18 protein-coding genes and 1 tRNA gene are annotated in these 18,341 nt (G+C 43.9%); 10 read left to right on the top strand and 9 right to left on the bottom strand.

Features of this window, described 5'->3' with window-relative positions:
• Window positions 1-166: 166 nt before the first annotated feature.
• The 4 genes from cysH to myaer_RS04150 all read left to right on the top strand — a co-directional run bounded on the left by cysH (window position 167) and on the right by myaer_RS04150 (window position 3,132).
• A complete protein-coding gene (gene cysH / locus myaer_RS04165) occupies window positions 167-988 on the top strand; it encodes a phosphoadenosine phosphosulfate reductase (protein WP_046661076.1) in 822 nt (273 codons plus the stop codon).
• 57 nt (window positions 989-1,045) lie between these two features.
• Entirely contained in the window at window positions 1,046-1,912 is an 867-nt protein-coding gene (locus myaer_RS04160; RefSeq protein WP_046661075.1) for an alpha/beta fold hydrolase, read from the top strand.
• Window positions 1,913-2,035: 123 nt separating this feature from the next.
• A complete protein-coding gene (locus myaer_RS04155) occupies window positions 2,036-2,215 on the top strand; it encodes a hypothetical protein (RefSeq protein ID WP_046661074.1) in 180 nt (59 codons plus the stop codon).
• Between the two features lie 176 nt (window positions 2,216-2,391).
• Window positions 2,392-3,132, top strand: coding sequence for a hypothetical protein (locus tag myaer_RS04150; protein ID WP_046663600.1), 741 nt, complete (start codon window positions 2,392-2,394; stop codon window positions 3,130-3,132).
• A 248-nt stretch (window positions 3,133-3,380) separates the two neighbouring features.
• Here myaer_RS04150 and myaer_RS04145 read toward each other — a convergent pair whose 3' ends face one another.
• From myaer_RS04145 to rlmN, 6 genes are all read right to left on the bottom strand, one after another.
• Window positions 3,381-5,252, bottom strand: a complete 1,872-nt coding sequence (locus tag myaer_RS04145; RefSeq protein WP_046661072.1) for a GTPase family protein — start codon at window positions 5,250-5,252, stop codon at window positions 3,381-3,383.
• Window positions 5,253-5,464: 212 nt separating this feature from the next.
• Entirely contained in the window at window positions 5,465-6,340 is an 876-nt protein-coding gene (locus myaer_RS04140) for a 3'(2'),5'-bisphosphate nucleotidase CysQ family protein (RefSeq protein ID WP_002791382.1), read from the bottom strand.
• Between the two features lie 92 nt (window positions 6,341-6,432).
• Complete coding sequence (locus myaer_RS04135) at window positions 6,433-7,275, bottom strand: ChaN family lipoprotein (protein WP_046661071.1); 843 nt, start codon at window positions 7,273-7,275, stop codon at window positions 6,433-6,435.
• Window positions 7,276-7,373: 98 nt separating this feature from the next.
• The gene (gene petH, locus myaer_RS04130) at window positions 7,374-8,573 is read right to left on the bottom strand and encodes a ferredoxin--NADP reductase (RefSeq protein ID WP_046661069.1); all 1,200 of its coding nucleotides are present in this window, start codon (window positions 8,571-8,573) and stop codon (window positions 7,374-7,376) included.
• Between the two features lie 287 nt (window positions 8,574-8,860).
• Window positions 8,861-9,085 (bottom strand): phycobilisome linker polypeptide, encoded by a 225-nt coding sequence (locus myaer_RS04125; RefSeq protein ID WP_002772199.1) that lies wholly within the window; start codon window positions 9,083-9,085, stop codon window positions 8,861-8,863.
• An 88-nt stretch (window positions 9,086-9,173) separates the two neighbouring features.
• The gene (rlmN, locus tag myaer_RS04120) at window positions 9,174-10,187 is read right to left on the bottom strand and encodes a 23S rRNA (adenine(2503)-C(2))-methyltransferase RlmN (RefSeq protein ID WP_046661068.1); all 1,014 of its coding nucleotides are present in this window, start codon (window positions 10,185-10,187) and stop codon (window positions 9,174-9,176) included.
• 343 nt (window positions 10,188-10,530) lie between these two features.
• On the opposite strand from rlmN, the gene rimK reads away from it, so the two are divergent.
• Window positions 10,531-11,436, top strand: coding sequence for a 30S ribosomal protein S6--L-glutamate ligase (gene rimK / locus myaer_RS04115; protein WP_046661067.1), 906 nt, complete (start codon window positions 10,531-10,533; stop codon window positions 11,434-11,436).
• A 119-nt stretch (window positions 11,437-11,555) separates the two neighbouring features.
• On the opposite strand, the gene myaer_RS04110 is transcribed toward rimK, so the two are convergent.
• A complete protein-coding gene (locus tag myaer_RS04110) occupies window positions 11,556-12,611 on the bottom strand; it encodes an ABC transporter ATP-binding protein (protein WP_046661066.1) in 1,056 nt (351 codons plus the stop codon).
• A 123-nt stretch (window positions 12,612-12,734) separates the two neighbouring features.
• Between myaer_RS04110 and myaer_RS04105 the strand changes: the two genes are divergently transcribed.
• Window positions 12,735-13,415 (top strand): hypothetical protein, encoded by a 681-nt coding sequence (locus myaer_RS04105; RefSeq protein WP_046661065.1) that lies wholly within the window; start codon window positions 12,735-12,737, stop codon window positions 13,413-13,415.
• Between the two features lie 54 nt (window positions 13,416-13,469).
• Window positions 13,470-13,551 (top strand) — tRNA-Leu (locus myaer_RS04100).
• A 116-nt stretch (window positions 13,552-13,667) separates the two neighbouring features.
• On the opposite strand, the gene myaer_RS04095 is transcribed toward myaer_RS04100, so the two are convergent.
• Window positions 13,668-14,582: an Rpn family recombination-promoting nuclease/putative transposase gene (locus myaer_RS04095; protein WP_046661064.1), complete on the bottom strand. Its 915-nt coding sequence runs from the start codon at window positions 14,580-14,582 to the stop codon at window positions 13,668-13,670.
• Between myaer_RS04095 and myaer_RS21420 the strand changes: the two genes are divergently transcribed.
• Together myaer_RS21420 and myaer_RS04090 are read left to right on the top strand one after the other, a co-directional pair.
• Window positions 14,581-14,886, top strand: a complete 306-nt coding sequence (locus tag myaer_RS21420) for a hypothetical protein (protein WP_046661063.1) — start codon at window positions 14,581-14,583, stop codon at window positions 14,884-14,886. The two genes, myaer_RS04095 and myaer_RS21420, sit on opposite strands and share 2 nt — an antisense overlap.
• A gap of 52 nt (window positions 14,887-14,938) precedes the next feature.
• The gene (locus myaer_RS04090) at window positions 14,939-15,928 is read left to right on the top strand and encodes a transposase family protein (RefSeq protein WP_046660511.1); all 990 of its coding nucleotides are present in this window, start codon (window positions 14,939-14,941) and stop codon (window positions 15,926-15,928) included.
• A gap of 310 nt (window positions 15,929-16,238) precedes the next feature.
• On the opposite strand, the gene myaer_RS04085 is transcribed toward myaer_RS04090, so the two are convergent.
• On the bottom strand, window positions 16,239-16,988 hold the full coding sequence (locus tag myaer_RS04085) for a PEP-CTERM sorting domain-containing protein (protein ID WP_046661062.1): 750 nt from the start codon (window positions 16,986-16,988) through the stop codon (window positions 16,239-16,241).
• Window positions 16,989-17,322: 334 nt separating this feature from the next.
• On the opposite strand from myaer_RS04085, the gene myaer_RS04080 reads away from it, so the two are divergent.
• The gene (locus tag myaer_RS04080; protein WP_046661061.1) at window positions 17,323-18,219 is read left to right on the top strand and encodes an ABC transporter permease; all 897 of its coding nucleotides are present in this window, start codon (window positions 17,323-17,325) and stop codon (window positions 18,217-18,219) included.
• Window positions 18,220-18,341: the final 122 nt, after the last annotated feature.

Genomic DNA, 18,341 nt, shown 5'->3' with positions numbered 1-18,341 from the left:
CAATTGAGGCCTGATAGTTCCATTATCCTCGATCGAATAACCAGACTCTGGAAAGGAAAAGGAATAGCTAGAGCGGGTCGATGGCCCAATGCTATAATCCAATCACAGGGATAGATTGGACTCTATCAGTATCCGCCGCTACTGTACACCTTAAATCTTAGCCAGAATGCCAGATTTACACTTGCTTAATTCTCATCCACAGGCCCTAGAAACCGCCTTCATCGCCACTGCCGACCGGTCTTTTTCCTACCCTCTATCCCTCGACCTGGCCACAATTAATCAACGTTTTGACTCCGCTAACGCCGCAGAAATCGTCGCTTGGGCCGCGGCCACCTTTGGGGAAGGTTTGGTGATGAGTACCAGTTTCGGCATTCAAGCGGCAGTAATGTTGCACCTCGTCACCGCAATTATCCCCGATATTCCCGTCATTTGGATCGATACCGGCTATCTTCCCCCGGAAACCTATCAATTTGCCGAAGACTTAAGCCAACGCCTCCATTTAAACCTGAAAGTTTATCAATCTCCCCTCAGTCCCGCCCGCATGGAAGCAATCCACGGTAAACTGTGGTCAAATAACGATCTCGACTCCCTCAATCTCTACGACAAAATCCGCAAGGTGGAGCCGATGCAACGGGCCCTGAAGGAATTAAAGGCCACCGCTTGGTTAGCGGGTTTACGTCGCGACCAAACCGACCACCGCAAAACTCTCCAATGGGTCAATCAACAGGGCGAACGTTACAAAATATTACCGATCCTTGACTGGAATGCCAAAACCATATACCAGTATCTGACTAAATACGATCTCCCCTACCATCCCTATTTTGATCTGGGTTATGTCTCCGTCGGCGATTGGCACTCCAGTCGGCCTTTAACCGCCGATGATAGCAACGAACGAGACACCCGTTTCAAGGGTTTAAAACAAGAATGCGGTCTTCATTTACCCTTAACCCCCGGAGAAGCACAAAGTCTCGACGCAAGCTCCCTATAACTGCCGGGGTGGGAAATTTGCCGGTGCGATCGGTTCCTAGACGTTAGACAATGGTTAATGATTATTAATCCCCCATTAACCATGGCTATTTTAGAAAGTTTTCTCGAAGTCGGCTCTCTCAAGTGGTTTTATCGACAGGTTAACCCCGCTCAACAACCGGACACAACCCCCGTGATCCTACTCCATGGTTTACCCGCCCATGGCTATATTTGGCGGGAATTATTGACCAGTTTAGAAGAATATAACATTAATGCCATTGCCCCCGATTGGATCGGTTCCGGTTTATCCGCTAAACCCGATGCCAGAGATTTCGCCTACACACCTAGCGCTTTTTGTCAAGCCTTGGCCGATTTTATTCAAGCTCTCCAATTGCCGAAAATCTCCCTCATTGTCCAGGGTTTTTTAGCCTCCGTCGGTTTACAATACGCCCTAGAAAATCCCGATAAAATTGAGCGCTTGATCGTTTTAAATACTCCCCTCTCCAGTGATGTTAAATTACCCTGGATAATGAAACAATGGGGGCTACCTTTCCTCGGAGATATGGCAACTCAAGACCCCTTATTAGTCGATCGTACTTTAGAAACCGGTAGCGGTTTTGTGATTAGTGATGCAGATCTGGCTATTTTCCGTCAACCTTATCTAAAAACTTCGGCAGTGGGTCGCGCTTTGGTGGCCACGATTCGCAATTTAAACCTATCGAAAACTATGGCAGAAATTGAGACAGGTTTAGAGAACTTTGAAAAACCTATCCTTTTTGTCTGGGGAATGGCCGATCCTTGGTTATCTTCTGTCACTGTTGAAAAATTAGCTACTAAATCAGGAGTGGAATTAATCTCCCTCGCGGAAGCAAAACACTATCCCCAAGAACATTGGTCAAAAGAAATTAGTCCCCAGATTATTAATTTTCTCGGACGCAAAACCTAAACCCCGATACTTTCTGGGAATTGATAGCAAAATCTCCCTAGAAAGTATTGATCAAGTTATCCTTAGTATATCACTGTAGTTCTGCACTGGCCAAAGCATCTGGAAAGACTAGCTTGAGGAAGGATAAATATAACAAATAATCCCCCAGATATTAATAATTTAACCGATTGGAAGCGAGTTAAATCGATGGGTGATCTAGAAATCGAGGCTAATGCTTTGTCAGATCCCGATGCACTTCCTTTTGATGATGATTGGGAAAATGCGGCGATTATTCCTGCTTACAATAAATTAACATCTCAATAATTGCTGAAGCATTATACCAAATCTGTCCACTCGCCTACCGTTCCACCCTGCCTACTTTTCTATACTTTTTAAACAGGGTTGAGTATTACTTGTGCTTGCATTAGTTTAATAAAAATGCTACAATCAAGACAGTCTATCATTGGATGACCTTTAACACAAGCAAAATAGTTATAATTATGGATATGAACAATAAAACTTATGAAGATATTTATTCAAGAATTTATAATATTGTGATAGAAGTATTTGAAGTTTCTGAAATACCTCAGCCAGTTTTAGATTTTGTCTTTGTCAACAATTATCGTTCTGAATTATCTTCATTAGAACTCTTGATGCAAATAGAGCAGGAATTTGACATAGAAATTCCATACTATGAAGGATCTAAAAAAATAGTTACATTTAAAGATCTATTGGAATTTGTTTTTGAACAAAAATATAACCTTGAGATTGCAGAATATCTAAAAATACGAATAAAGAGAAAAACTCTAAAATTGTTATTGTTCTTAGAAAGCAAGAAAATAGAAATCAGTAAATTTATAGAAATATTTTCAAGTGACACTTTTTCCAATAATCATCAAAATATCGAAAAACTTATCCTTTCCCTGAGACACAAAAGTTTTGACGTGTCCAGTATAATGTCATTTTCAGATATATTTAAAAAGGATTTTCTACTATCGAATTTAGAGCAAATATGTCAAATATATTGCTTTATGAATGATCAAAAAATTTCTTACTTTGATGTCATTGAGATCATAAAAAGTGGATATCTAGACTCTTGCAAACAAGAGATAGACGATCTTTCTGAAAAGATAAGGCTTCAAGAGTCGGAAATAAAAAAACTGAGTCTTCAACTTGAAAAGGCTAATCAGAAACTAGATTTGTTGAGAGGTCAATTGAACCATCTTTTAGATGATATCTAGCATTGTTATAGCGACATAGAAACCCAAAAAAATATTGATCAAACAAGGTATATTATTCTGCGATAACACACCTAAAAACAAAGATTTGAGTAATTATTTTATTCCCGTACCTATCTAAGCTGCACTGCATTTAAACTGCCCACTGAGGAATTTTAGTACAAGGGCCAGAAATCTCAAACCCAGAAACCTCTCCTCCCCACTTTCCTATACTTTTGAAGTGGAATAAAGTTTTAGCTTAATTAATCTGGCTACAGGCCTGTTTTTATCGTCTCTAAATACCCCTGATAACTTGACCGGAACTGTTCGATCGATAGGTTCTTTGTCCAATATTCTACCAGAGCATGACCCCAGGCCCAAGCTTCCTTGTCAGCAGTGCTAGAATTTTCTAATAGTATTGGCCAAAGTGCCAATAAATCAAAACTTTTATTCTCCGTATTTAAGAGAGAAGAAAGCTCGTAGGCCATCTGTAATTTACCGATCGCTACTGGTAATTGTTCCACAGGAATTTGTTCAGCTAAAAGATAGGCTAAAGTCGGTCTTCCCGTGGCTAAAGTGGAGATAAAACCTAGAATAGGACTTTTTAATAGGGCCGTTAAACCTTGTCCCGTGGCCATCTGTAAAGTATAGCGATCGATTATTTTCGCCGCTGCCAGGGTTCGAGTTTCCAAATCCGCTAAAAAACGGGCTAAACGCAACTGTTTTGCGGGTGAAATTGCCCCCAGTAAAGCGATTGATAACTCCTCATCCCCCCAAGCTTCTCTATCTGGCTGTTGACTGACCATCGGCAAAATGCGATCGCAGAGATCCTCGAATAATTCCGCCCGATACTGCAAGCATTCGCGGATATTGACTTCTTTGGGACTTTCTCCCGTCAGCCAATTATAGGGAGGTTGCCACTCTCGCACCGGACGCAGGCGATCAACTTGAGAAACACAGACTATAACTGGTAAATTGTCAATAGTTTGTTGCAAATCTTTAAGAAAAGCCTCATCCATGGCCAGGGCGGGATCGAGGGCGGGGGTGACAAGAATCAATAAATCGGCGTTTTTGGCATAATTTAGAACCTTTTGCCGATCATCAGCCCGATTTGCCTGTTCATAGCCCGGAGTATCCCAGAGGATTAACTCGTCCCCTTCTGGGGTTTGCCAATGGTAGGATTGGATGGCATCGGTACTGGGCAATAGATCCACTTGGGCTAAATCTGCCCGAAAGAGAGTATTGATTAAACTGCTTTTGCCGGCCCCGGTGCGTCCAACCAGCAGAATGTTAACCGGTTGGCGATCGATTTCCGTGATCGGTTCAGCTTGGGCGAGAATTTCCTTGAGAGTAGTGGTGGCGATTTTGGTCTTGGTGGGGAGAGTTGGGGCGAGATTACCGCCACTGTAGAGTAACACCGCTTGGCGAGAGAGATTTCTTAGGGCATTTTCCCGCAAAACTTGCCCTAAATTGACTAATAATTGCTGATCCGCTCGATCGCTGTACTTTTGACTAGCAACTTTAGCCACAGCCGCAGCGGGATTGATCACCCATTGCGCCCAATTCCAGACCTGCCAAAGTTTCTGGGCCGAGGGTTGCAATTTTTGATAAACTTCGTAGGCCTGATAGGCTTGCCCGATGGTGATTTGATTCAGGGCCGGGGAAAGATTCTGCATCCAGCGATCGCTATCATCCACAGTTCCCCGAATTAAACCGTAGGCCTGGGGAATGTAAATATTTAATAAGGGGTACTTGACATCGGGGTAATATATATGAGCGATGGCACTGACCAAATCCTGACAGCGTTGCCAAAAAGTCGCCCAATCTTCCCAAACCGGGCGATCATTGCGGGCCTCGACGATAATCCTCTCGATAATTTCCTCGACATTGCCCCCGGAATCACCGTCGGGAGGGGTTAATTCTGCCTTAATTTCCCCAATGGTGGCTTCAATTTCCCCGACTGCTGGGCGCGTCCATTTGACCAACAGGAAGCGCCAAGCCACAAAAATCAGGGTAAAAACTGCCCAAATCCAATTCAAACCCCATTGATTGATCTGGACACTGGCGGCCACGATCAGAAAGATGACCACGGCGGCGATCGGAACTGCTAAAATCAACCCTTGCCAAGTTTTTAACCGTAACATTGCTCGATCTGGTTTTTTTCCATTCTACCGATCTCTGATTCTCGGTTAGGGGGGCAGAAATTAAGCTCTCTTGGGTTTGGTGGGTAAAATGTATTCTAAGATACAGTACCGCCGGCGAAGGACTAGAACGAACCACAAAGACACAAAGGACACAAAGATTGATCGCTCCTATATAAGTTAAACCGATCACACAAAGAATAAGAGAGCAGAAATTAGACAGTGGCATCAATTTGGGCGAGGATTGCCGTGGACAACTGACAAAGTTGTTGATGACAAGGACCATTACTGGCCATGATCCCCCCCCATTGCCGCACATCGCCGCGATTATAGCGCACGGGTTGACCGTCAAAATAGGAGAATTTGCCGCCTGCTTCCGTTAAAATCAACTCTGGAGCGGCAAAATCCCAGTCTTTAGCCGCCGATTTTCCCGATAGGGAGATATAAACATCGGATTTTTGTTCGAGGATCGTGGCAATTTTACAGCCCACACTACCCACATAATTTTTACCGAAGAAGGGTATTTGACTTAATAAATTATCAAAACGTTGGTCACGATGGGTACGACTAACTACCAGATAGAGATCGGTAATTTTATCTTTATTGGCAACTTTTACCTGTGTAATATTTCCGTCGCTAGTTTCTAGAAAAGTACCTTTTCCTTTTTGGGCAAAATAGAGTTTTTCTTGATCCGGTAGGGCAACCACGGCGATGATCGGTCTTCCTTGATAACATAAGGCGATATGTAGGGCATATTCTCCCGTTTTGTCGATAAAATCGCGGGTTCCGTCCAAAGGATCGATAATCCATACCCAATCTTTCGGGATAGCTTCATTACCCTGATGGGTTTCCTCGCTTAGATAACCAAAGTCGATATCAGAAAAATTTGCTTGTAATTCCCCTAAAATATAGTGATTTGCCGCTAAATCCGCCGCCGTCACCGGCCCGCCTTTTTTTTCCTCGTTGACGGCTAAATCCTGTTCACCCCGGTGGTAGGATTGGAGAATTTTAGCACCACCCCAACCCACGGCACGAGTCACAGCTAAAATGCGATCGAGTGTTTCGGTATCTTGACAGGTTAAATTAATCATAAAATAGCCTCAGTTTTTCAGACTTATTATCCACTAAATTTAAAGACTGGCTTCTTAGCTTATCATCCCTTGCTTCCTAGCTCCTGACTGGCTTAATTTTGCCCTTGCCAAAAATAATCGGCGGGTTTTTTGGTTTCTTCCGGTGATGATTGAGGAGTGTTTCCTAAGAAAACCGAGCGCTGGCTGACGCGATCGCCTAATCTTCTTTGGACTCGACTGGGAATGCCGTAACCGTAGGCAATATGACCTTTTCCTGCTAGGACGATGATCTGATATTCGGGATAAGCTTGCCAGAATTTAGCGATCGCATCGGCCATGGTCTCATCCCAGAGGACCTGTGCCAGAAAAAAGCGCTCGAATCCCTGACTTTTGCCCCCCGTGTGTTGCTGATAAACGGCTAAGATCTGTTGACGGTACTCCTCGTTATCCTGGTTTATTTCGCTTTTAGGGGGAATGTAGGTCATTTCTGAGGTGGAGAGGCTTTCTAATCCCTCTCGTGCCACTTTTCTAGTGATTTCCGTGGGTGTATTTAGGGCGATCAATGGTAGTTTTTTCGCCTTGGCCAAGCGTAGGATCGGGGCGTAAAATTCCCAATCAAATCCCCAACGTTGGTCGTATTCACTTTTTTCTCTCAACTGATTTTCGCTAATTTTGCCGGCTAAATACTGATCCAAATAGATTTGGTAAGGACGTTGAAACATCTCAAAAGCGATCGCTATTTGGGGATTATTAGCCTGTAAATACTCGATAATAGCTAATTGGGCCTGATGGTCGGCTTGGCTATCGTGCCTTTCCCCCAGATAAATAATCTCGGCTGTTTTTAGATCGGCAAGAATTGCTTTTTGGCTATTAGTAAAACTCCAGGCCCGGGGCAGCAAAATAAACAGTAGGCAGAGGGCAAGGAAAACGGTAAAAAAGCGTCGAGAGAATTTCATCTTTTTAAAGGTCTTTTAAAAAACCGATCTTAACCGAAACCAAGACAAAAAGGGTGGGCAATGCCCACCCGAAAAAATTTTCAGAGAACCTTTTTGGTTTAGTAGGTTTCTACGTGCCAGCGATGTTCTTTTTTCAGTTGTTTCTGATAGACAGACCAATCAGCACCATTTTTATTGGCGGCACCACTCATAGCATCGTTGATACCATCTTCCATCCCTTTCAGTCCGCACATATAAGCGTGGGTTTTGGGACTTTGGAGTAGATTCCAGATTTCGTCAGCGTGTTCGGCTACCCGGTGTTGAATATACATTCTGCCGCCCTGGGGATTTTGCTGTTCCCGGCTGATGGCATAGGTGAGACGGAAGTTATCGGGAAATTCCGCCGCTATTTGCTCTAATTCTTCTTGGTAGAGAATATTGGCCGTTTTGGGAACTCCGAAAATCAACCAAGCTAGACCTTTGAATTTATAATCTTCGTGTTGTTCCTTGAACATCCGCCAGAGGAAAGCCCGGAAGGGAGCGATACCAGTCCCGGTGGCCATCATAATGATAGTGGCATCTTCATCACTGGGTAGCAGCATTTCCTTGCCCACTGGACCAGTAATAGCCACATCGTCCCCTACCCCTATATTACAGAGATGGGTGGAACAAACCCCATAAACGGTTTCCTTGGTTTCTGGGTGTTGGTATTCTAACTGACGCACGCAGAGGGATACGGTTTTATCGTCTAATTTATCACCATGACGGGTGGAGGCGATCGAATAGAGTCTCAATTTATGAGGTTTGCCATTAGCATCGGTACCCGGGGGGATAATACCGATACTTTGTCCTTCTAAATAGCGTAAATCGCTCCCAGAAAGGTCAAAGGTGACGTGTTGTACGATGCCGATACCTCCCTCATCAACGAGAGCATAATTCTCGATACATTTGCCGATAAAGGGTTGATTCGGACGGTAGATGTTGACGGGGATATCTGTTTTTTCTTTCGCTTGAGTCATGGCCTTTTTCTTGGTCTGTTCGGGGACGGGCGATGATTGAGCGATTGGCTGTGGTGCGGAGGCACTAGAAACAGTTGCTACGGGGGCAATCCCATTTAAGGGTTTGATGCTGACGATACGACCACCTAAACGGGTAATCCGACGCATTTCTTGATTCATGCGACTGTAGGGAACCGTGAAAAACACGCTTCCACTCTGACGGATTGAATAATCCAAGCTGTCAGTATTGTCGTTTTGATTGAGACCCGCCACTTCGTAAACAAATAAACGGTTTCCCGCTAGTGTACTCGGACTGTACATTAAATATAACTCCCAACTCAAGTCACGATAATCGTTCCATAGTTTAGCCTACCATCGGTACACTACACCTAGGCCTAATTGAGAGTTATCTTAAAAAAACCACAGACATCGCTTTTATCCTTTTCTTGAGGATAGGTCAAGTCTCTGGTTAAAATCTGTTACATTTGCAGCATTTTACTTTTTATTAAGATTTCTGCTACTTTTTCCCATTTATGCTAAAAATCCCCCTAGTTTGCCTGATCAGGACAAGAGCGGGGGACAGATATTAGCAATAATTATTTTTTCAACTACTCGGCCGCGGCTGCGTTTAAGGGTTTAATGCTGACGATGCGAGCGCCTAAACGGGTAATCCGACGCATTTCTTGATTCATGCGGCTATAGGGAACAGTTAAAAAGACACTGCCACTCTTACGGATAGAATAATCTAGGTTATCAGTCTTGTCATTTTGACTCAAACCGACGACTTCATAGACAAAAAGGCGATTTTCTTTGGCACTAGAGAGACTTTGCATCGAAATGGCTCCTACATTGATGTTATAGTTCTCTAGTTTAGCCTAGCGGGGAGACTAGCAATCTAGTTAATGGCCGATTTACGGCCGTTCATTGTACCATGACGCTCGATCGCAATTGTCCACAGGCCGCATCGGTCGCTAAACCTCTCGAATAACGGACAGTAACGGCGACTTTTTCCTGTTCTAAAATAGTTTTAAAAGCCTTAATTCTCTTTTCATCAGGCCGTTGATAATCCACCTCTTGAATGGGATTATAGGGGATTAAATTGACGTGAGACTGAAACCCTTTCACCAGTTTGACTAATTCCCTTGCGTGTTCGGGTAAATCATTCACTCCCGCTAAAAGAATGTATTCAAATGTCACCCTTCGTCCCGTGATTTGAACGTATTCCTGACAGTCTTGGATCAGATTACTTAGGGGATAATGGTCGGCACTGGGGATTAATTTAGCTCGAACTTGTTGATTAGAAGCATGGAGACTAACAGCAAAAGTTATTTGCAAATTATGTTCCGCTAGTTGCTTGATTTTATGGGGCAATCCCACGGTAGAAATCGTTAAACAACGCTGACCGATACCCACATCTTTATTAAGGGAATGAATCGCCGTAACTACTTCGGGGATATTTAATAAAGGTTCCCCCATCCCCATAAATACCACATGACTAACTCGCTGCTGAAAATCCTCCTGTACTGTTAACACTTGGTCAACGATTTCATGAGCTTTTAAATTACGAGTAAAACCCCCTTTTCCCGTGGCACAAAAATCACAGGCCATCGGGCAACCCACTTGCGAAGAAACACAGACCGTCAATCTTTTTTCACTAGGAATTCCCACCGCTTCGATAATTAAACCATCCGCCAGTTTTAGCAGATATTTACGAGTGCGATCGGGTGCTACACTGCGATAATGTATAAGGGAACGACCAATAGGATAGTCTGCCAGCTTGCTGCGCCATTCTTGGGGGAATACGGAAATATCCGCCAAAGAATGTACCCCTTTTTCGTATAGCCATTGGTGTAATTGTTTCCCCCGATAAGCGGGTTGTCCCTGGTCTTTTACCCAGTCGGTCAGTTCCTCTAAAGATTTCGCTAGTAAAGTCATAAGTAGGTAGGCGTTAAAAATTATCAGACACCCCCGTTATCAAGGGTAAGGTTGATTCATGAATCAACCCTACCTTATTAAGGGGGGATTAAAGGCAAAATCCATTTTTAATTTAATTATAACCAGCTACTTAAACTTAGCCTGACGACAAAAACAAATCTAGTCTTAAGCTTGATCTTTTTTACTTTTCACCTAACCTAACTGTTCAAGGGGAACTGTCAGTGCCATAATAATCGATGGACTTCGATCGAGAGCAGAAATTTTATGAGTTACCGGCCAAACAAGCCAATAGGGGAGAATAGAGAGCTATTCAGTTTTAAAAGCAATATTTAAGCGAAAATTTATGAAAATCGCTATTTTATCCCAAGACGCTTCTCTTTATTCGACCAAGCGACTGAAAGAAGCGGGAGAAGCTCAAGGCCATGAGGTACGAGTGATCAATTATTTGCGCTGTTACATGAACATCACCTCCCATAAACCCACGGTGGTCTATAACGGTCAACCCTTGGAGAGTTTCGACGCAATTATTCCCCGCATTGGCGCCTCAAAAACCTTCTATGGAACCGCAGTCGTCCGACAATTCGAGGTGATGAATGTTTTTACTGCCAACGACTCGCAAGCAATTTCCCGGTCGCGGGATAAATTGCGTTGTCTGCAAATCCTCGCTCGGGAAGGGATAGGTTTACCGGTGACGGGAATTGCTCACGCAATTGAAGATATCGATGGTTTAATCGAAACCGTCGGCGGCACCCCTCTGGTGATTAAATTATTAGAAGGAACCCAAGGTATTGGGGTAGTCTTAGCGGAAACAGACCAAGCAGCCAAGTCAGTTATTGAAGCTTTTCGGCAATTAGAGGCTAATATTCTAGTACAAGAGTATATTAAAGAGGCCAGTGGGGCGGATCTGCGCTGTTTTGTCATCGATGGAAAAGTGGTAGCCTCGATGAAACGACAGGGGGCCGAGGGGGATTTTCGTTCTAATCTTCACCGGGGTGGCAAAGCAGAAAAGATAAAATTAACCCCAGAGGAACGCAGTACGGCCATACGGGCCACTAAAGCTATGGGTTTACGGGTTGCCGGTGTGGACTTATTACGGTCCAATCACGGGCCTGTGGTTATCGAGGTGAATTCCTCTCCCGGTTTAGAAGGAATAGAAGCGGCCACCGGTGTGGATGTGGCCAAAAAAATTATTGATTTTGTCGCTAAAAATGCCACCCTAGTCCTAAATCGCGATCGATATCAATATTAGCTGGAGAGACCGATCGGAATTCAGGAGTCAGTCCCGATGAAAAAATTTTCACCCCCACAGATGAAAGAGGTTTCCTTCCCCACACCCCACACCCCTTAAACAGGATTTAGTATCAGTTATCAGTCGGCAAATACACGGACGCTATCGGGAATAATTGATAGTTTTACCTTTGTACCGATGTCTAATTGGGTGTTAATCGTTGTTCTAGCGTGGATTTGGCTGCCGGTGGCCGTTAGCAGACAATAACGGTATTCCCGCCCCAAAAATTGGCGATCGCAAATAACCAGATTTCCCGTCTCATCCGGGTTAATTTTGACATCTTCCTCTCTCAACATCAATTCCCCTTTGTCCAAATCTTGACCATCGGCAATTTCCCAGACTCCTATCTCGGTTTGCCATTGTCCACCCTTCCGTCTAGCGGGGAGAAAGTTAGCTTGGGTGACAAACTCGGCCACGAATCGCGAGGCCGGATGACTATAAATTGCTTCGGGATTGTTAATTTGTTCTAATTTTCCTTGACAAATGACCGCAATTGTGTCACTGATCACCATTGCTTCCTCCCGGTCGTGGGTGACAAAAATGGCCGAGATACCAGTCGCTTTCAGGATATGACGGATCTCGTGCCGTAAGCGTTGCCGTACCTGCACATCGAGATTACTTAAAGGTTCATCTAAGAGGATTAAAGAGGGTTTTGGGGCTAAAGCGCGGGCGAGGGCGACTCTTTGCTGTTGTCCTCCCGATAGCTGATGGGGATAACGTTTTTCTAGTCCTTGCAGTCCGACTAAATCCAAAGTTTCCGCCACCCTCGCGTTAATAGCTCTGCTCGATAATTTCTCCCCAGAATTTTTTAACCCAAAGGCGATATTGTCAGCGATGGTTAAATGGGGAAAAAGAGCGTAATCCTGAAAAACCATGCCCGTATTGCGTTTTTCCGGAGGAATAAAGGTTTTTTCGTCGGCAACTATTCGCCCTCCCAATTCAATCACTCCTTGAGATGGTTTTTCAAATCCCGCAATCATCCGCAGTAGAGTGGTTTTACCGCAGCCCGACGGACCCAATAATCCGAGAATTTCGCCCTCTGTTAAACTAAAACTGATATTATCGACAGCTAGAGTAGGAGAAGCGGGAAAACGCTTGTTAACCTCGGATAAACGCAGAATTACAGACTTTTTCATGGTGGGAAAGACAATTGCCCAGTCAGTGGCAGGGCTATTTACTTAAGAATTATTCCTAATTAGTTCACTATTATTGTTTATAACATCTCAATGGACTAATTAGGAAACTTTCTCAAAAATTTCATGCTCACACCTGAAGATATTATTCTCGTTCCCCGGGGGGCCGAGCATAGCTCAATCCGTCGAGGATTAAGGAAAATAGGCGATTTAGCCCCGCAAATTATCCCGATTAACCTTGGCGCTCCAGAATTCCTCGACAGTTCCCCAGTCTCTAGGCAATCTCTAGAATTTCTTAATAAGTTTACAGGAAAAATTGTGCTGATGGGATTAGCGGGCAGTCTCAGCGATCGCTATCGAGTCGGAGATGGGGTAATCTATCAAGGTTGTGGCGCAGAAAAGGGGAGTTATTGGCAGTGCGAACCAGAAATAACCGCAGAAATCGCCCAATTAACCGGATATAGTCTCGTTAAAGGTTTAACCAGCGATCGCCTGATTAGCCAGTCCGAGGAAAAACGACGTTTAGGACAGGGTGGCTATGAAGTGGTAGATATGGAAGGAGCAAGGATTTTAGCGGCTTTACGCGGGCAAAAAGTGGCAATTGTGCGCGTGATTAGCGACGAGGTGACACAGGACTTACCCGATTTAGCCCCGGCAATTGATAATCAAGGTCAGCTGCTACCATTGCCCCTAGCTCGACAAATGTTAATCCGTCCTCTCCCGGCCTTCCATTTGATTCAAGGTTCCCTAAAAGGTTTATCCGTACTAACTCAGGTGGCGCGAAGCTTGTGCGGCAGTAATTTTTAAAATTTGCTTGCAGATTATTTTTTTTCTGTGCTATAATGGTTAAGCTAAAATCAAGCGGATGTGGTGGAACTGGTAGACACGCACGTTTGAGGGGCGTGTGGCTTACGCCTTGCGAGTTCGAGTCTCGCCATCCGCATAAACTTTTATCTGCCCTCTGACAAGAATTGCCCTTGTCACCCATCGTCAGGGATGGATATTTGGCCATCAAAATTTCCTAACTCACCCTTTCAGGTGGCTTAGGTTTGACTAAGTTTAGTTAAGCGGTTGCGAGTAGCGATTTAGCCAAAGCACTAGGTCGTTTAAGGTTGTAAAATCCAACAAAGCCTCAGCTAAGGACTCTAATTGCTCGATTTCTAGAGCCTGAATTCGGGCAGCCAACACCTCATCCACTGCACCAAAGCGACGTTGCAACAGACGCAAAATCAGGGCAGATTCCCCTTCCAGTCGTCCTTCCAGTCGTCCTTCCAGTCGTCCTTCCAGTCGTCCTTCCAGTTGTCCTTCCAGTCGTCCTTCTTCCTTGGCTTCACGATATACCCTTGTATCTGCCAATTGTAGTCCTAGCATCGCTTCCACCTCCTGCCGACTCAAGTTAGTAAATTTATAGACCATAATTGTGGCAATCATTTCTATTATGGCGCGACTGGCTTCTGTATCTGCAATTTGCTCTTGGGTTCGTGCCAGTAAATAGCGGGCTTTTTCTGGTGCTTGGGTTTCTTCCACAGTAGTGAGTACCATCAAGGCAACCCCTAGGGGTAACTGCTGAATTTCCCCTAATTCGTTCAGATAAATTCGATGCACCTGAGGACAATTGAGCAGCGCTCGGTAGGGATGGGTGTTACTTTGTTCTAGGCTACGGGTGGGATAGATGACAACAATTTGCCAATCGGCAAATCGTTCTCGCTGACGATAAAAATACAAAAATGATTCACCAAATACCCTTTCATAGAGTCGTTCGTCTTTTTGAAATTGCACTTCGCAAAAATAGATTACCCCGCTACTATCATTATCGGGTGGCAGGAATACGCCATCGATCTCAAATTTGGGTTCTTTGACGGCTACGGAGTCAAAGCGGTATTCGGTGGCATTATCTGGCGGGTTTTCCAGTAAATCGAAGAGAAGGGAGGGGGATTGTTGAAAAAGCCGGTAAAATATCGAGTCTCGTTTCATGATGATCGGGATTGCACCTAGCAAGCTTTCCCGATCTTCCCATGAAACCCCAAAAAAAGAGAGAGGAAACTGTATCATCGGAAATCAAGGTAATGCCCTGTCTCGCCAAAAAATTGAACATTTGCTCAAAATTTTCGTTCGGACGGATGGCGAAACTGACAAGAATATTGGTATCAACAACAACCCGCATCACAAATCATCTTTTAACGATGCCATGAGTGCGTCGTGTTCCGCAGCTGTTATGCCAAGAGTTGCGGCCTCGTGCTGTAATTTTCTGGCAATAATAGACCTCTCCATAATTTAATTAAATCACAATATATAGGATATAATAAAACAAATAGTAACTCAAAAAAGCCATGAAAAACTACACTTGGGAATACATTCAAAAATATCCGAAACAAACTAAAAGACTATTAGGAATTGACTACCAACAACTAGAACAACTGATGGCACTTGGAAAACTTATACATCGGAAAAACCAATCAGAAATCGAAAAAACCAAAATTAGGATTAATCAACCAGGAAGCGGAACACCTCCTAAATTATCAGAAGAGGAACAAATTGTTCTAATGTTGGTTTATTTAAGACATCATCTAAGCTTTCAAATCTTAGGACTAATATTTCAAGTGAGTGAATCAACGGCTCATAATATCTTTACCTATTGGCAAAAACTTTTTGAAGGAGAGTTACCGCCAAGTTTGTTAGAACAAATAAAGAAGTGCCAAGAAGAGGAAATAATAATTGAACAATTAAGGGATTATGAGTTGATTGTCGATAGCGCAGAACAGCCCGTGGAGAGGCCGACCGATTATCAAGAACAAAAAATATATTATTCGGGAAAGCAAAAAAGACATACTTTAAAAAGTCAATTTATTGTCTTGCCAAAAGCTGAAGATATTGTTGATGTAGTTATTGGTCAACCTGGTCCGACGAGCGACATAAAAATCTGTCGGCAAACTTTAAGCAAATTCGATTCTCAACAAACTTTTATTGGAGATAAAGCTTACCTAGGAGAAAATCAAATCAGAACTCCTGATAAAAAACCTAAGAATGGAGAATTAACCGAGAATCAAATTAAAGAAAATAAAGTTTTATCATCTCGGCGAATTTTTGTTGAGCATTTAATTCGAGTTGTCAAAGTATTTAAAGTAGTTCAAGAAAGATTTAGATTAAATAAAAGTCGATATAAATCGGTTTTACTGACCGTTTGTGGCTTAGTAAGGTTGAGAATTAGTGCGCTAATTTTAGAAGTAATAGAAGGGGAGCAATCAGGGGAAGTAATTGACGTTATAATTAGCCATAGTTTTCCGTCAAAATTGGATTTTGTCTCTTCAAACCCTGATTAATCGGTTTTGAGAGCTAATTTTGACTCTTGGTCTAATCTGCCTCTCTTCCTTGCTGTGACTGACTTATAAATTTTTGGAGAGGTCTAATAGATAAGCTGGGACGACCCACCATAAGGCGGACAATTTCATCATCTGGTATAAGCGCCAGTGCTTCTCTAATTTCCCTGGCCGTGCCTTGGATTACTGTTGCTTGTGTAGTCATGATTTTTTATCATTCTAGGGCGAATCCTAGCATAATTCGTGACTGAGATGCTACTCATAACCCCCAAAAAAAGAGAGAGGAAACCCGCGTCTCCTCTCCCTTGGGGCATTATTTTCTAGCTTTGCGGACAGCACCTCCTAACATTAAACCGCCCAGTGTGATAAAACCAAGAAGGCTAGAGGGTTCGGGGACAGTGACTGCTGGAGTCGGAACTGTCAGCACGGAGGAGATGCCATATAACCGGCTGATACCAAAGCGGTTGGAATCGTCCATGGTAATCCACTCAGCTGTAATCGAACTGGCGCGCCCGTATCTTACTTGCCCCAGGGAGCCACCACCAAGTCTTCCATTCTCCGCTGTTCCATTGTTATTGGTCCCTGTCCAGACTGGCTCATTCAATTGCCAATCGTCAGGAGTGCGATTGATAGCGGTTTGGATGCTGCCATCCCAGAGATCGGCATTATTGTTGGCGACCCGGTTGCCATCTATGAGATAGATCGGAACACCCGTACTCAATGTCGGATTAGTACCCGTATTATCACGGGCATCGACTGAAGCAGTAGAACCGATCGCCTTCCAAGTAATCGTATTCGGGTCAATTCCTGCTATCTTTAAAGCCTGATAGAGAGCCGTATCAGTCGTCCCTGCTGGCAACACTTGACTGGTGACAAAGTTATTGTAGTCATCGATGTCGGTGCTTGTTGCATCCCGTTTGCCTTCAGTGACAAACACCAAACGATACTGATCGCCAACGGCCAAGTCGGGAGGGACGACCACCAAAGCAGCTTGTGCCGCACTGGTTCCCAGAGTTGCCAGGGCAACCCCGGCGGAGACAATGCCGAGTTGTTTTATTTTCATCAAAAGAAAAGGGTTAATGGTAAATGGTTTGAGTGCGTGACATTTCGATTCGGGTTAAGCGATCGGGCAACCCAAAACAATGACCAGCAAATGCTCAAGCAGAGCATACACACTTCACCCCCTCCGCATTGTATCAAAGGCTACAATTTAATAAATATTTACATTCCTTTCCCCTAGGGCTTACGCCCCTTGTATATTGGAGAAGTGGTAGGGTGTCGGCCTTTTCTTCGAGAGGATTTGCTGATCACCAGAACCTCAAGAGAGCCATCTGATCACTTATAAACTGTTGACTATCCAAATTACTCGTTAAGACTGCATTAGAGGTAAATATTTCATGAGCCAAACCATCACACCTTCTTCCTTAAAAGCTAGTTTAGCCCCCAATCCCACTAGAGCAGCAACAGTGGACGATGGGGGAAATGTGCTAGGGGAATTTCTGCAAGAAACTCTGGCCATGACTAAACGTCTGTTCATCCAATTACAACGTCGTCCTTCAACCCTAATCGCGGGGGTAATTCAGCCCTTTATGTGGCTGATTTTATTCGGGGCATTGTTTTATAATGCTCCCCAGGGTCTATTCGGCAACGATCTCAGTTATGCTAAATTTCTCGCCCCCGGGGTGATTGTCTTTACCGCTTTTTCCGGGGCCTTAAATGCTGGTTTGCCGGTAATGTTCGATCGAGAATTTGGCTTCCTTAACCGTCTGTTGGTAGCACCTTTAACCACTCGTTACTCGATCGTGGCCGCTTCTACCATCTATATTATCGCCCTCAGTTTCATCCAAACCGCCTCGATCGTGGCCGCTAGTGCCTTTTTAGGGGCAGGATTGCCTAGTTTAGCCGGATTAGGTGCGATCGCTTTGATTGTTTTCCTAATCGTTTTGGGGATGACTGCCTTAAGTCTCAGTTTAACCTTTGCTCTGCCCGGACATATCGAATTAATCGCCGTCATTTTCGTCACCAATTTACCGCTTTTATTTGCCAGTACCGCCCTCGCTCCCTTAAACTTTATGGCAGATTGGTTACAAGTAATCGCTAGTCTCAACCCTCTTACCTATGCGATCGAACCAATCCGTTATATTTATTTCAATCAGCACTGGTCTTTTGATAGCATAGTCTTACAAACCCCTTGGCTTGACCTCAATTTCTTGACAGTTTTAGCCCTGCTCTTAGCTTTTGATCTGCTAATCCTTTTAGCAATTCAGCCCTTGCTTCGTCGTCGTTTTGCTTAAATCAGTTATCAGTTATAAGTTATCAGTTTACTGTTCACTGAAAAGCTTGTAACTTTCTCACCACCAAAAACTAGACAAGTAAGTAGTTATAATTAAATTGAAGATAGATTTTGCCTCTGATC

This window comes from Microcystis aeruginosa NIES-2549, assembly GCF_000981785.2.
Lineage (GTDB): Bacteria > Cyanobacteriota > Cyanobacteriia > Cyanobacteriales > Microcystaceae > Microcystis > Microcystis aeruginosa_C.
This window is presented reverse-complemented; position numbering and strand designations above follow the sequence as displayed.

What these genes read in the sequence shown, in the direction of transcription:
- cysH (WP_046661076.1), top strand. Translation starts at nt 167, where the DNA reads ATGCCAGATTTACACTTGCTTAATTCTCATCCACAGGCCCTAGAAACC.
- myaer_RS04160 (WP_046661075.1), top strand. Translation starts at nt 1,046, where the DNA reads ATGATTATTAATCCCCCATTAACCATGGCTATTTTAGAAAGTTTTCTC.
- myaer_RS04150 (WP_046663600.1), top strand. Translation starts at nt 2,392, where the DNA reads ATGGATATGAACAATAAAACTTATGAAGATATTTATTCAAGAATTTAT.
- myaer_RS04145 (WP_046661072.1), bottom strand. Translation starts at nt 5,252, where the DNA reads ATGTTACGGTTAAAAACTTGGCAAGGGTTGATTTTAGCAGTTCCGATC.
- myaer_RS04140 (WP_002791382.1), bottom strand. Translation starts at nt 6,340, where the DNA reads ATGATTAATTTAACCTGTCAAGATACCGAAACACTCGATCGCATTTTA.
- myaer_RS04135 (WP_046661071.1), bottom strand. Translation starts at nt 7,275, where the DNA reads ATGAAATTCTCTCGACGCTTTTTTACCGTTTTCCTTGCCCTCTGCCTA.
- petH (WP_046661069.1), bottom strand. Translation starts at nt 8,573, where the DNA reads ATGTACAGTCCGAGTACACTAGCGGGAAACCGTTTATTTGTTTACGAA.
- myaer_RS04125 (WP_002772199.1), bottom strand. Translation starts at nt 9,085, where the DNA reads ATGCAAAGTCTCTCTAGTGCCAAAGAAAATCGCCTTTTTGTCTATGAA.
- rlmN (WP_046661068.1), bottom strand. Translation starts at nt 10,187, where the DNA reads ATGACTTTACTAGCGAAATCTTTAGAGGAACTGACCGACTGGGTAAAA.
- rimK (WP_046661067.1), top strand. Translation starts at nt 10,531, where the DNA reads ATGAAAATCGCTATTTTATCCCAAGACGCTTCTCTTTATTCGACCAAG.
- myaer_RS04110 (WP_046661066.1), bottom strand. Translation starts at nt 12,611, where the DNA reads ATGAAAAAGTCTGTAATTCTGCGTTTATCCGAGGTTAACAAGCGTTTT.
- myaer_RS04105 (WP_046661065.1), top strand. Translation starts at nt 12,735, where the DNA reads ATGCTCACACCTGAAGATATTATTCTCGTTCCCCGGGGGGCCGAGCAT.
- myaer_RS21420 (WP_046661063.1), top strand. Translation starts at nt 14,581, where the DNA reads ATGATGATCGGGATTGCACCTAGCAAGCTTTCCCGATCTTCCCATGAA.
- myaer_RS04095 (WP_046661064.1), bottom strand. Translation starts at nt 14,582, where the DNA reads ATGAAACGAGACTCGATATTTTACCGGCTTTTTCAACAATCCCCCTCC.
- myaer_RS04090 (WP_046660511.1), top strand. Translation starts at nt 14,939, where the DNA reads ATGAAAAACTACACTTGGGAATACATTCAAAAATATCCGAAACAAACT.
- myaer_RS04085 (WP_046661062.1), bottom strand. Translation starts at nt 16,988, where the DNA reads ATGAAAATAAAACAACTCGGCATTGTCTCCGCCGGGGTTGCCCTGGCA.
- myaer_RS04080 (WP_046661061.1), top strand. Translation starts at nt 17,323, where the DNA reads ATGAGCCAAACCATCACACCTTCTTCCTTAAAAGCTAGTTTAGCCCCC.